13 protein-coding genes and 1 pseudogene are annotated in these 13,131 nt (G+C 64.5%); 9 read left to right on the top strand and 5 right to left on the bottom strand.

The window, feature by feature from the left end; all coding sequences use genetic code 11:
* Window positions 1-518: 518 nt before the first annotated feature.
* The 4 genes from NKJ64_RS29940 to NKJ64_RS29925 are packed head-to-tail and all read left to right on the top strand — an operon-like array spanning window position 519 to window position 5,525.
* The gene (locus tag NKJ64_RS29940; protein ID WP_023828760.1) at window positions 519-2,045 is read left to right on the top strand and encodes a DUF4153 domain-containing protein; all 1,527 of its coding nucleotides are present in this window, start codon (window positions 519-521) and stop codon (window positions 2,043-2,045) included.
* A gap of 4 nt (window positions 2,046-2,049) precedes the next feature.
* On the top strand, window positions 2,050-2,745 hold the full coding sequence (locus NKJ64_RS29935) for a response regulator transcription factor (RefSeq protein ID WP_023826847.1): 696 nt from the start codon (window positions 2,050-2,052) through the stop codon (window positions 2,743-2,745).
* Window positions 2,733-4,328: a HAMP domain-containing sensor histidine kinase gene (locus tag NKJ64_RS29930; protein ID WP_023826848.1), complete on the top strand. Its 1,596-nt coding sequence runs from the start codon at window positions 2,733-2,735 to the stop codon at window positions 4,326-4,328. Before NKJ64_RS29935 ends, NKJ64_RS29930 begins: the two co-directional genes overlap by 13 nt.
* Window positions 4,329-4,358: 30 nt before the next feature.
* Entirely contained in the window at window positions 4,359-5,525 is a 1,167-nt protein-coding gene (locus NKJ64_RS29925) for an NAD(P)/FAD-dependent oxidoreductase (RefSeq protein WP_023828759.1), read from the top strand.
* A 346-nt stretch (window positions 5,526-5,871) separates the two neighbouring features.
* On the opposite strand, the pseudogene NKJ64_RS29920 reads toward NKJ64_RS29925, so the two are convergent.
* Window positions 5,872-6,393 (bottom strand): annotated as a pseudogene (locus NKJ64_RS29920) (DUF72 domain-containing protein); the annotation flags it as partial.
* A 146-nt stretch (window positions 6,394-6,539) separates the two neighbouring features.
* A complete protein-coding gene (locus tag NKJ64_RS29915) occupies window positions 6,540-6,965 on the bottom strand; it encodes a GNAT family N-acetyltransferase (protein WP_286487885.1) in 426 nt (141 codons plus the stop codon).
* Window positions 6,966-7,131: 166 nt separating this feature from the next.
* Here NKJ64_RS29915 and leuD point away from each other — a divergent pair, with 166 nt between their 5' ends.
* From leuD to leuB, 5 genes are all read left to right on the top strand, one after another.
* Window positions 7,132-7,737 (top strand): 3-isopropylmalate dehydratase small subunit, encoded by a 606-nt coding sequence (leuD, locus tag NKJ64_RS29910; RefSeq protein WP_023730275.1) that lies wholly within the window; start codon window positions 7,132-7,134, stop codon window positions 7,735-7,737.
* 64 nt (window positions 7,738-7,801) lie between these two features.
* Window positions 7,802-8,725, top strand: a complete 924-nt coding sequence (locus tag NKJ64_RS29905) for an Ivy family c-type lysozyme inhibitor (RefSeq protein ID WP_023683819.1) — start codon at window positions 7,802-7,804, stop codon at window positions 8,723-8,725.
* 285 nt (window positions 8,726-9,010) lie between these two features.
* Window positions 9,011-9,394, top strand: a complete 384-nt coding sequence (locus NKJ64_RS29900; RefSeq protein WP_023828757.1) for a RidA family protein — start codon at window positions 9,011-9,013, stop codon at window positions 9,392-9,394.
* A 13-nt stretch (window positions 9,395-9,407) separates the two neighbouring features.
* A complete protein-coding gene (locus NKJ64_RS29895) occupies window positions 9,408-9,758 on the top strand; it encodes a VOC family protein (protein WP_023671691.1) in 351 nt (116 codons plus the stop codon).
* 148 nt (window positions 9,759-9,906) lie between these two features.
* A complete protein-coding gene (gene leuB, locus NKJ64_RS29890) occupies window positions 9,907-11,010 on the top strand; it encodes a 3-isopropylmalate dehydrogenase (protein WP_023732861.1) in 1,104 nt (367 codons plus the stop codon).
* A gap of 8 nt (window positions 11,011-11,018) precedes the next feature.
* On the opposite strand, the gene NKJ64_RS29885 is transcribed toward leuB, so the two are convergent.
* The 3 genes from NKJ64_RS29885 to NKJ64_RS29875 form a co-directional block, all read right to left on the bottom strand.
* Window positions 11,019-11,396: a MarR family winged helix-turn-helix transcriptional regulator gene (locus NKJ64_RS29885; RefSeq protein WP_023671693.1), complete on the bottom strand. Its 378-nt coding sequence runs from the start codon at window positions 11,394-11,396 to the stop codon at window positions 11,019-11,021.
* A gap of 70 nt (window positions 11,397-11,466) precedes the next feature.
* A complete protein-coding gene (locus NKJ64_RS29880) occupies window positions 11,467-11,895 on the bottom strand; it encodes an SRPBCC family protein (RefSeq protein WP_023671694.1) in 429 nt (142 codons plus the stop codon).
* A gap of 191 nt (window positions 11,896-12,086) precedes the next feature.
* Window positions 12,087-12,809, bottom strand: a complete 723-nt coding sequence (locus NKJ64_RS29875) for a DUF805 domain-containing protein (RefSeq protein WP_023671695.1) — start codon at window positions 12,807-12,809, stop codon at window positions 12,087-12,089.
* Window positions 12,810-13,131 lie beyond the last annotated feature (322 nt).

Below are 13,131 nucleotides of genomic sequence, written 5' to 3'. Positions count from 1 at the left end.
GTGTGGGGGGAGGGTCGCGGTCGTGGCCGTGGCGGCGCGGCCTCCGACGGAGGGGATGTCGACCCTTGGGGCGCAAGGCGAGGCGATGTTTGCACCGAATGCCCTTCCTGTGTCCGTTCGCGGCGACTGCCAGGTGGTTCCCCCACTCCGTCTCGGCTTCGCCGAGCCACCTCTCCCCCCTCCGGAGGGAGAGGAAAGGAGCCTGGCTGGGACAGCGCCAACGTCCGGAAAGATGGGGGGGAGCGCCCCGGCCGTAAGCGCAGGTCCTGCACGAAAACTGCACATCCCTGCGGAAAACCTCCTCCGCTCCGCCCCGCCGTTTCCATGCGAGCCCGCGACAACAGCGGCATGCAACAGCGAAACGCTCACCTTTGGTCCTTGCCCTATCGCCTGCGCAGCGAAAGCTGGTGGTTGGTCGATCCGCCCCGGGCGGCGGCCCGCCCTTACCTGGAAGCGAGCCTGCTCCCTTTTATCCGCCCACCGGCCGAGCGGACCCAGCCCATCAGGAAAATCCGCGCATGACATCGTTTGCAAGCTTTTCCAGCCGCTTCGGCATCGCCGTCCTGCTCGTGGCGCTGGCGGATTTTTTCTTTTACGGCCAGCCCGCCGGGATCACGGTGCTGCTGTTTGCCATCCTGATCGCCGGCGCGGTGGTCGCTGTGCATCCTGCCGCGCTGAATTCCACCCGACCCTGGCTCAAGCCGGCCGCTTTGTTCGTCGCGCTGCTGCCGCTGGCCGAGAACGTCAGCCCGCTGTCGGTGGCGATAGCTGTCGTGGCGCTGGTGGTGTTTGCGCTGTCCCTGTCCGGGCGGCTACGGCACGGCATCGCCCGCATTGCCGGCCAGGTGGCGCTGTTCCTGCTGGCGGCGCCGCTGCGCCTTATCCGTGACTTTTTCCAATGGCGCCGCACGGTGCGCCGGCTTGGCGGCCGCCGCATCCGCCTGGCGTCCATCATCGTCTGGGTCATGCCGGTGACGCTGGGCGCGGTGTTCCTGTTCTTGTTCGGCGCCGCCAATCCGGTCATCGAATACTGGCTGTCGCTGATCGACCTGATGAAGCTGCTCGATCTCATCCAACTGGCGCGGATCGTCTTCTGGCTGTTCGTGATCGCCGGCGTCTGGGCTTTCCTGCGGCCTCGCCTGCCGCGTTTCCCGCGCCGCCTTCCACCTTTGACGCCGCCTGCAGCCGTGGCCGCACCGGCCGCGACTAAACCAGCGACAACGATCGAGGCCGTCGTCTTCGGCAAGGCCGCGATCCTGCGCGCGCTGATCGTCTTCAACGCCTTGTTTGCGCTGCAGACCGGGCTCGACGCAGCCTATCTCTGGGGTGGGGTCGCCCTGCCGGACGGGTTGAGCTATGCCGCCTATGCGCATCGCGGCGCCTATCCACTGATCGCCACCGCGCTGCTGGCCGCCGGCTTCGTGCTGGCGGCGCTGCGGCCGGGCAGCGAAACCTCAGGCGATCCGCTGATCCGCCGGCTGGTCTATGCCTGGGTGGCGCAGAACATCGTGCTGGTCATCTCGTCGATTCTCAGGCTCGATCTCTATATCGGCGTCTATGCACTGACCTACTGGCGCATCGCCGCCTTCGTCTGGATGGGGTTGGTGGCGTCAGGGCTTGCACTGATCATTGCCCGCATCGCGGTTGGAAAATCCAACGAATGGCTGCTCTCCGCCAATCTTGCGACGCTATCGGCGACGCTTTATGCCTGCTGCTTCATCAACTTCGCCGCAACGATCGCCAATTTCAATGTCGACCATTCCCTTGAAATGACCGGCGACGGCACGCCTATCGATACCGAATATCTGCGCTCGCTCGGCGCTGCCGCCATGCCGGCGCTGGACCGCCTCTACATGCACCAATTCGGAAACCAAACCACCTATCTGGCCGATCAAATGATGATCGACGACACTATCGCCGAGCAGAAGCAGTGGCGCGCCTGGAGCTTTCGCGGCTGGAGGCTCGTGCAGGTTCTCGACAAGAGAGGTCCGCTCGTGCTTCCTCCACCTACCCAGCCCTCGCAACCTTCAGTGCCGGACCGTTAGATCCATGCCGCATCAGATCCTGGTCGCCGACGACGATCCGCACATTCGCGAGATCATCTGCTTTGCGCTGGAGAGGGCCGGGATGAAGACGCAGGCCGTCGCTGACGGCGCAGCCGCCCTGCAGGCGATCGAAGGCCGCGAGCCCGACCTCGTCGTGCTCGATATCGGCATGCCGGAGATGGACGGGCTGGAAGTCTGCCGGCGGCTGAGGCAGCGCTCCGATGTGCCGATACTGTTCCTGTCGGCGCGAGACGAGGAGATCGATCGCATCCTCGGGCTCGAAATGGGCGGCGACGACTATGTGACGAAACCGTTCAGCCCGCGCGAGCTGGTGGCGCGCGTCAACGTTATCCTGCGCCGCGCCCGCCCGGTGGCGCCCGACCCGGCCGACGACAAAAACTTCGCGCATGGCAAGCTCAGCCTGGTGCCGGCCAGCCACGGAGCCAGTTTCGACGGCAAGGCGCTGGCGCTGACGGCGATCGAGTTCTCGATCCTCAGGGGATTTCTGGCGCGGCCGGCGCATGTGCTGGGCCGCGACCTGGTGGTCGCCAGCGCCTATGCCGCCAACATCCACGTCGCCGACCGTACCGTCGATAGCCACATCCGCAACATCCGCGCCAAGCTGGCGGCGGCGGGCTGTCTCGACGCCATCGAAACCGTGCATGGTGTCGGTTTCCGGCTCGGCCGATGCGGCGCCTGAGCGACGCCAAATGGATCGGCACCAAATGGCGGCCAAGGCTGGCCACGGTGGTTCTCGCCATCCTCATCATGGTGCTGGCGCTGCCGCTGGTCGGCCTGTTCTTCTTCCGGCTTTATGAAAACCAGCTGATCCGCCAGACCGAGGGCGAGTTGATCGCGCAAGGCGCCGTCATCGCCGCCATCTATGCACAGAATATCAGTGACGCCGCCATTGCCCCGGAGAAGCTAGGGGTGCCGATGCAGGCTGACAGCGGCGATGCCAGCCGCGGCGACGACTCGCCTTACCAGCCGATCGAGCCGAGCCTCGATCTCGCTTCCGACTACCTGCTGCCGACCCGACCCGCCGGCATCGCCGCGGCCATCGATCCAGCCTTCGCGGCGATCGGCGCCAGCCTGTCCGGCATTCTCGACACGACGCAAAAAACCACGCTGGCCGGCTTCCGGCTGCTCGATCCGCGCGGCGTTGTCATTGCAGGGCGCGACGAGGTCGGACTATCGCTGGCCAATGTCGAAGAGGTGCGCACCGCCCTTGCCGGCCACTACGCCAGCGTGTTGAGACAAAGAATTCCCGACCAGCCGCCACCGCCCCTCTATTCGGTCAGCCGCGGCACGAAAGTTCGCGTCTTTGTCGCCATGCCGATCGCGGTCGACGGCCATGTCGCCGGCGTGATCTACCTGTCTCGAACGCCGAACAACATCGTCAAGCATCTCTATGGCGAACGCGGCAAGGTGACGCTGGCGGCCATCGCCATGCTCTCTGGCACGCTGGTGATCGCGCTGGTGTTCCTGCGCACCGTGAGCCGGCCGATCTACGCGCTGATGGAGCGCACGAGGCGCATCGCCGCCGGCGACCGCGACGCGATCCGGCCGCTCGACCATCACGGCACGCGCGAAATGGCCGAGCTGTCCGCGGCCTTTCTCGACATGGCGGAAAAGCTGCAGGCGCGCTCCGACTCGATCCAGACCTTTGCCACCCATGTCTCGCACGAGCTCAAATCGCCGCTGACGGCGATCCAGGGCGCGGCCGAACTCTTGCGCGATTCCGGCGAGGCGATGGACGCGGCAGAGCGCAAGCGGTTTTCCGGCAACATCGTCAACGATGCCGGAAGGCTCAATCTGCTGGTACGGCGCCTGCTCGATCTGGCGCGCGCGGAAAACCTGGCGCCGAGCGGCGAAAGCACATCGCTCGATGCGGCGCTGGCATTGCTGCCGGTGGACGGCAGGCTGGCTGTGACCATCGAGACGGGCGGCGAAACCGGTCTGCGCATCTCGGCCGAGAATGCGGCGATCGTGCTTGCCAACCTGATCGACAATTCCGCCAGGCACGGCGCGACCCAGGTTTTGCTGGCGGCTGCCAGCGCCGACGGCAAAGTGACGATTGCGATCAGCGATGATGGCGCCGGCATTTCGCCGAGCAACAGGGCGCGCATTTTCGAGCCGTTCTTCACCACGCGGCGCGAATCCGGCGGGACCGGCATGGGCCTCGGCATAGTGCTGGCCCTCCTGAAAGCGCATGATGGCACGATCGCGCTGGTTGACTCCGGGCGCGGCACGCGCTTCGAGATCATTGTGCCGGGGGCATGAAGGATGCCGGCGGCCGGATCGGAGAAAAACGTGCGCTACGACATCGTCATCATCGGCGGAGCCATCGTCGGCTCCTCGGTCGCCTACTACCTTCGCGAGGAAGGCTTTTCCGGCTCCATCGCGCTGATCGAACGCGACCCGCAATTCGCCCATGCGGCAACGACGCTGTCCATGGCCTCGATCCGTCAGCAATTCTCGATTCCGGAAAATATCCGGCTGTCGCAGTTCACGCTAAACCTGTTCCGGCGGCTGAAGGAGACCTTCGGCACCGACGCCGATATCGGTTTTCGCGAAGGCGGCTATCTCATCCTGGCCGGCGAGGCCGGGTTGCCGATCCTGAAAGCCAACCACCAAGCACAGGTCGCCGAGGGCGCCGACATTCTGCTCGAGGATGCCGACCAGCTGGCAAAGCGCTTTTCGTGGCTGTCGACGGAAGGCATCAGCGCCGGCGCCTTCGGCCGCAGCGGCGAGGGCTGGTTCGACGCTCATGCGATGCTGACGCTGTTCCGCAAGGCGCTGCGCGACAGACAAATCGATTTCATCGCCGCCGACGTCACCGGCATCGAGAGGCAGGGCAACCGCGTCACCGGCGTGGACCTCGACAACGGCGAAAGACTGCAAGCCGGCATCGTCGTCAATGCCGCCGGGCCGAATGCCGGCAAGGTGGCCGGCATGGCGGGACTCGTGCTGCCCGTCGAGCCGCGCAAGCGCAACGTTTTCGTCTTCGAGGCGCGGGCAAAATACGCCGACATGCCGCTGCTGGTCGACCCATCCGGCATCTATGTCCGGCCTGAAGGCTCGGTCTATCTCACCGGCGGCGCCGAGCTGGAGGAGGGCGATGGCCCCGCCGACCCCCGGGATTTCGACGTCGACTGGCCGCTGTTCGAAGAGGTGATCTGGCCCGTGCTGGCAACCCGCATCCCCGCCTTCGAGGCGATCAAGCCGACCCGCGCCTGGGCAGGCCACTACGACTACAACACGCTCGACCAGAACGCGGTGATCGGACCGCATCCCGAGGTCGAGAATTTCATCTTCGCCAACGGGTTCTCAGGGCATGGGCTGCAGCAGGCGCCGGCCGTCGGCAAGGCGCTGGCGGAGCTTTTGGTGCATGGCGGGTATCGGACCGTGGATTGCTCGGCGTTCGGGTACGCCAGAGTGGCCGAGGGAAGGGCGTTCCGGGAATTGAATGTGATTTGAGGCGGGCGGAATAGGATCGCTCTGTCGAGTTCCCGCCCACCCCCCTCTGCCCTGCCGGGTATCTCCCCCGCAAGGGGGCAGATTGGCAGCTTCGGCGAAGGCGCCATTCTTGCAACGTCGGCGATTGGCGAAAGCGGTCGCGGCATCTGATCTCCCCCCTTGCGGGGGAGATGGCCGGCAGGCCAGAGGGGGGGCTGTCCCGCGAGATTCTAAGCAACCATCGCACTGACAGCCATCGCGTTGCCCAGTGCATGCCCGGCGGCCGTGTTGTCGAAAATGCCCCAGACCTCGGCACCGGAAGCGGCCGCTGCTTCCACTTGCCGCGCAAACCGGTCGAGCCACCCGGCCCTGCTGCCTCCGGAACCGAAGCCGGGTCGGCGGCGACCCGTGCGACCTGGTGACCGGCCAGCAGTGCGTCCGCCTCGGCGCCGAACCAGCTGGGATGGCGCGGCTCGCATGCCAGCCTTGCCCGGACACACTTGCTCAACATGTCGAAGAAACCGCCGGCGACCTCCGGCTCGAAGGGCAGGCTTGGCGGCAGCTGCGCCAGAAGCACGCTCAGCTTTTCGCCGAGACCTTCGACCTGCCCGAGAAAGTCCTCCGTCAGCCCCTCGCAATCGGCGAGGCGATGCTCATGGGTCATGCTCTTCGGTGCCTTGACCGCGAAGCGGAAGTGCTCCGGCACGGCGTGCGCCCAGCGCTCATAGGTCTCGCGGCGGTGCGGCTTGTAGAACGAGGTGTCGATCTCGACGACCGGAAAGCGTTTTCCGTAACGTTCGAGATGCGACCCGGGCTGCGGAAAGTCAGCCTTGTATCGAGACGGAATTCCCCAGCCGGCGGTGCCTATGAGAGATCGGCGATTTCCCATGCTGGGGATGTGGACCGGATGAAGCGCGGGTCAAGGGCGGTGCCGGCAGGCGTTGTTCCGCGGGGTCCTGAACACCGTTCCGCATTGCCCGAGAACCTTGCCCGCCTTGACTGCCCAACCCGATCGGCAATTGCGCCCGACGCGCGTCAGCCCTCGCGGGAGAACCAGAACGCGTCGGCCATTCGCGTCATGCCAATACGCTCATAGAAGCCGACGGCGTCGGGCATCGAGATCAGGCTGATGGCGACCGAAGGCCCAAGCTGCCGGCGGGCCTCGTCCATCAGGCCCTTGCCGATGCCGCCGCCTTGCGCCGATTGCGACACGGCGAGCTCTGAGACGTAGCACACCCAGGAAAAATCGGTGATGGCCCTGATAACGCCGATCAGCGGCCTGCCTTCGATGTCGAGCCGCGCCGTGAGCACCAGGTTCGCGCCTGAAAGCATCGCCTGCAGCCGGGCGTCGTCATCGACGGGGCGTGTTTCGCCGAGCGTGGATTCGACCAGCACGCGGCGGAACTCGGCGACGTCGAGCTCAGGCTCCCTGGCATAGATAATCTTCGATTGTGCGGTCATGGGCGTAAGGTGCACCAGCGGCAGCCGGTTTTAAAGACAGTGCCGCGTCGATCTTTCGATCGGGCCGCGCACCAACAGTTGCCTTTTATTTGCCGGCGGCTTTGTGTAAACCGGGCGCCAGCAAACCCTGACGCAACGAATTATCGATCAAGAACGGGCAAAAGCCATGGAAAAATTCACCAAGCTCACCGGCGTCGCCGCACCGATGCCGATCGTCAATGTCGACACCGACATGATCATCCCCAAGGATTATCTCAAGACGATCAAACGCACCGGGCTCGGCAGCGGCCTGTTCGCCGAAATGCGCTACAAGGACGATGGCTCGGAAAACCCCGACTTCGTGCTCAACAAGCCAGCCTACCGCAAGGCGCAGATCCTGGTCGCCGGCGACAATTTCGGCTGCGGTTCGAGCCGCGAACACGCGCCGTGGGCGCTGCTCGATTTCGGCATTCGCTGCGTCATCTCGACCTCGTTCGCCGACATTTTCTACAACAACTGCTTCAAGAACGGCATCCTGCCGATCACCGTCAGCGCCGAAGACTTGGAGAAGCTGATGGACGACGCCTCGCGCGGCTCCAATGCGACGGTTTCGGTCGACCTCGAGGCCAAGGAAATCCGCGGACCGGATGGCGGCGTGGTCACCTTCGACCTCGACGACTTCAAGCGCCACTGCCTGCTGAACGGTCTCGATGATATCGGCCTGACCATGGAGAAGGCCGGCGCCATCGCCTCGTTCGAGAAGAAGAACGCTGCCGAGCGTCCTTGGGCCTGAGTGGTACGAGATGGCCCGGCCGCCACAAAGCCGGGTTCGTGGCGGCTGAACGGAGGGGACAGTCATGACACGTTTTCTTCTTGCCGGCGCCTGCGCGCTGGCGTGGATGCTGATGCCGGTGGCCGGCGCGCAAGCACAGACCGACACGGTCCTCGTGCCGGCAGAAGATCCGTCCGCCGCCGATCCGGGCGCGTCGAGCAATGCGGCCCTGGCGGACGATGACAGCCAGGGGCCGGTCCCGTTCGAGGGCGGGCAGCTGACCATCACCCAGCCGGAGCAGGATGGCGAAAAGGTGCTGGCCTATGACGGCAAGCAGCTGGCCAGCAATTACGACGTGTTCTTCGACAGAACAGTCAAGGTCGGCGGCGTCGACGTGGCGCTGGTCGATGTCGGCGACGGCGGCAACCAGTGCGGCCCGGCCAAGGTCATCGTCTGGAAGCCGGAAGGCGGCGAGATACAAAGCCTCAAGGTCGAACAGGACGAATGCGGCGCGCCGCCGGCGGCGGTGGCCGACAACGCCATCTATTTCGTGCCGTATCTGTTGCCGGGCGATACGAAGCAAGCGCTTCAATGGTCGCCCAGCGACGGGCTGACGATCTCGGGCGACCTGACCTACGCGCCGGAGCCGGGTACGGACTGGAAGGACGTCGATCCGGCCAAATACCAGAACATCATCGACGCCTTCCACAATGAGGCCGTCTACAAGGCGGCGCAGACGCTACTCGGCGACACCATGCCCGACATGGCGACCAGCCTGCTGGTCGGCGGCGGCACCGAAAAGACGGCGTCGGGCGCCTTCTACGCCACCGGCTGCGTGCCGCACGCATGCGGCAGCAATGACGGTTTCATGGCGGTCGACCCGGCCAAGCACACGCTCTACTTCGCCCGGCGCGGCGACAATGGCGAGCCGCAGGCGTGGCCTGACGTGAAGACCTGGCCTGCGGATGTGAAGGAAGCAATGGACAAGGCGCAGGAGTCGGGGAACTAGGGTTCGCGGCAGCGCGGCGAACACTCGGTGTTCATGCTTGTTCCGTCGCGATCCCGGGCATCTCCCGCTCAAGGGGGGAGATCAGACGTCACTCTGGCTTTCGCCAATCGCAAATGTGGAAAGCGAGAAAGGCGTCCGAACTGCTAATCTCCCCCCTTGAGGGGGAGATGGCCGGCAGGTCAGAGGGGGGTGCTGTCCCGCCGACGACCAAGATTTGCACCTGACTTGGCCCATGGCCTGGCCGGCCCTTTCCCTGCAAAGTGTCCGAAACCACAGCGAGGCTCCATGCGCACACTCATCTCCACCGGTTCGCCCTTCGAAAAAACCGCCGGCTATTCGCGCGCGGTGGTGCAGGGCGACTGGTGCTTCGTCTCGGGAACCACCGGCTATGACTATGCGACGATGGCCATGCCGGAAACGGTGGAGGCGCAGACGCGCAATTGTCTGGCGACCATCGCCGAGGCGCTGAGGGATGGCGGCTTCGACATGGCCGATGTGGTGCGGGCGCATTACTACATCACAGACCGGGCCATCGTGGACGTCGTCTTCCCCATCCTCGGCGAGGCTTTCGGCGAGATCAGGCCGGCGGCGACGATGATCGTGTGCCAGCTCAACAAGCCGGAAATGAAGATCGAGATCGAAGTCACGGCGCTGCGGCGCACGGCTTGAGGAGGCCAAAGCCATGACGGTCCGGCGCATCGTAGCCAATATCGGGACGCAGGACGCGGCGGCGGCGAAACGCTTCTATCAGGACGTGCTTGGCCTCGATGTGCTGATGGATCAGGGCTGGATCGTCACCTACGGGTCCGACGAACGGATGCAGGTGCAGATCAGCTTCATGGCCCAGGGCGGCTCCGGCACGCCGGTGCCGGACCTCTCCATCGAGGTCGACGATGTCGATGCGGCGCTGCAAGGCATGAAGGCCGCCGGCTTTGCCGTCGAATACGGTCCGGCCGACGAGCCGTGGGGCGTACGGCGGTTTTATGTGCGCGATCCGTTCGGCCGGTTGGTGAATATTTTGTCGCACAAGTGATTTGTTCCTCTCCCCCGCCTCTGGCCACGGCGAGGAACCCAGGTCTTGAGAGGCGGGCGCCGCCGTAGCGTTCTTCATCCCCTTGCGCCGCAAGCTCTTGGCGTTTAGCAAGGCCGCGGTTTCTCCAAACAGCATCGGACGGTTCTCCATGGCTTCGAAAAATCTTCTCCTGCTCGCCGGCGACGGCATCGGCCCCGAGGCGATGGCCGAGGTGAAGAAGCTGATCGCGGCCATGAACGCAAAGCTCGGCAGCGGTTTTGCCACTGATGAAGGCTTGGTCGGCGGCTGTGCTTACGACGCACATGGCGCGGCGATTTCCGACGCCGACATGGCAAAGGCGATGGCTGCGGATGCGGTTCTGTTCGGCGCCGTTGGCGGGCCGAAATGGGACAAGGTGCCTTACGAGGTGCGTCCCGAGGCCGGGTTGCTACGGCTGCGCAAGGATATGGAGCTGTTCGCCAATCTCCGGCCCGCCATCTGCTATCCGGCGCTGGCCGCGTCCTCTTCGCTGAAGCAGGAGGTGGTCGAAGGCCTCGACATATTGATCGTGCGCGAGCTTACCGGCGGCGTCTATTTCGGCGAGCCGAAGCAGATCATCGATCTCGGCAACGGCCAGAAGCGCGGCATCGACACGCAGGTCTACGACACGTTCGAGATCGAGCGGATTTCGGGCGTCGCCTTCGAGCTGGCGCGCACGCGCAAGAACCACGTGACATCGATGGAAAAGCGCAACGTCATGAAATCCGGCGTGCTGTGGAACGAGGTCGTCACCCAGACCCAGAAGACTCGCTATGCCGACGTCAAGCTCGACCACATGCTGGCCGATGCCGGCGGCATGCAGCTGGTGCGCTGGCCAAAGCAGTTCGACGTCATCGTCACCGACAATCTGTTCGGCGACATGCTGTCCGACATCGCCGCCATGCTGACCGGATCGATCGGCATGCTGCCGTCGGCCTCGCTCGGCGCGCCCGATGTGAAGACCAAGAAGCGCAAGGCGCTGTACGAGCCGGTGCATGGCTCGGCGCCCGACATTGCCGGCCAGGGCATCGCCAACCCGATCGCCATGATCGCGTCGTTTGCCATGTGCCTGCGATATTCCTTCGGCATGGTCGATGAGGCCGACAAGCTCGAAGGCGCAATAGCCGCCGTGCTCGACGACGGGCTGCGGACGAAGGATATTTTGTCCGAGGGCATGACCGAAGTCGGCACTGTCGCAATGGGCGATGCCATCATCGCCAAGTTCCTGGCTTAGCGGCCGACTCAGCGGATCTCGCCGGCCAGCCGTTTCAGCAGGCCGACGAGTTGCGCCTCATCCACGGCTGAGAAAAAAGCAGCGTCGGCGGCTTCGACGGCGACGATAGCGCGCTGGACTGCGGCCGTCCCCGTCGTGGAGACGCGGATCACCTTGGCGCGGGAATCCCGCGGGTTGGTGTCCCGCACAATCAGTCCCTTTGCCTCGAGCCGGGCGACGACGTCCGATGTCATCTTCACCTCGGTGCCGGCCTGGGCGGCGAGCTGCACCTGGTTAGGCGGCTCGCCATAGCGGCCGAGCCACATCGCCGAAGCCAGCAGCACGAACTGGACATGCGTAAGGTCAAGCGGGGCCAGCGCCGCCGTCATGACGCGCTGCCAGCGCATGGTGGTTCGCCAGAGCAACAAGCCGGGGCTCTCGGATGGTCCGCTGAAGCGCGTTTGCAGATCCCCCCGATCAGCCACCGTTCGCCAACTCCCTTGCCTGCTCGAACAGTTTGGCCATCGAAGTGTCGAAATCGCCGCTGATCTGCGGCCCGAGCTCTGGTCCGACCTCGGCGGCCGATGGGCCGGAAATCTCGAGGCGATGCGTCACTTGAGTGCCACCCTCGACCGGCGTCAGCGTATGCCTGAACAGCAGTTTCGTGTCGCCGAACGAGGTCTCGTCGGCATACGTCACAGTGTCGACAAGATCGACGATCGTCGATTCGAAGGTGTCCTGCCCGACGGGCGTTACAGAGAGGCGGGTGCCCTTGGCGAACGGGCCGTGCAGCACGAAGGTATCGGACCCTTCGTAGGTGAGGCGGCCTTCGTGCAGCGCCTTGAGCGCGTTCCAGATGGCCTGCGCCGAAAGGGGGGAAATTGCGGTGTACTCGTTGGTCCACATTTGTCTTGGCTCCATCATCCGTTTTCGATCGTCGATTTAATGAGTGCACAGATTATCTGTGCGCAGACAAAATGGCAAGAGAAATATTTCGTTCGTCCGGTCAAAACAGCAGCTGCCTTCCTGGCTGCGACCTAAGCCATTGTTAAAGCACGGCTGTCCGCAAACAGCCGGCAGCTCATTTCTGGTGCGGTCTAGGCTCCGCCTCCTCCAGGCACCGGCCCCCACTGGTTTTCGTGGGCCTGGGTCGGGATCAATCCGAGTATCAGCGCGAGGATCAGCGTAGCCGGAGCGAACATGAAGGTGATTGCGAAGTAAGGTATTGCCAGCCAGCCGGTCAGGCCGATGTCGTGCAAGCGGCGCACGACGAGCCCGACCCAGGGCAGGAACGTCGCTAGCCAAAACAGCCCCCAGACGCCGATCATCACAATCGGCCAGTTGCCGGCATCGAAATTGCCGACGGCCTGGTCGGCGAGGGCGCCGGCAATTCCGACCAGGATGAAGCTGACGGTCCAGAACAGGCAGTAGCCCCAGAATTCCTTGCGGCGGGCGCGTTCGGCGAAGTTGATGTAGTTGCGCGTCACGCCTCGCCAGAAATAACCCGGCAGTCCGCTATCGCGAACCGCGCCGTCTTCCGCCAGGCGGCCGAAATGCTGTGGCGCGGCTGAAGCGGCAGCCGCCTTGGGCGGCGCGACGCTTGCCGCTGGCGCAGCGGTGGCGGGACTGGCGGGCTGGGCGCGGATTGAAAAAACGTCGCGCGCCTGACCGCTTGCCGGCAGAAACTCGACCACGGCGCCGTTCGCGATCACGGTATCACGGCGCAGATCCTCGCGCGCGAAGGTGTAGCGGTTGCCGTCCGCCCCGGTGATGAAGCCGAAACCTTGGGCCTCGTCATAGTGAAGAACTTCGCCGCGCATTTAGCCTTGCCCCCGTGTAGGCACAGACTGTTCAAAGTTGCGGCGGACTGCAAGGGGTTGGACGAAATGGAGGGTAAACGGTTCAGGCACGAGTTGCTTCATTTTCCGGTGCGTTGGCGCTGCCCCTCACCTGCCTGCCGGCATCCTCTCCCGTATAGTGGCGGGGAGAGGGGTCGCTGTTATCGACGATTCCGCCAATCGCCAACGTTGCAAGAAGAGCGCCAAGGCTGCGGTCAGTGTCCAGCCGATAGATGGGTAACACTTTGAACCGGATACATAGGTGACACTTCTCTCCCCCTATGCGTCCGCCGCAGCGCCAAGC

It is taken from the genome of Mesorhizobium sp. M0062, assembly GCF_040323125.1.
Classification (GTDB): Bacteria; Pseudomonadota; Alphaproteobacteria; order Rhizobiales; family Rhizobiaceae; genus Mesorhizobium.
This window is presented reverse-complemented; position numbering and strand designations above follow the sequence as displayed.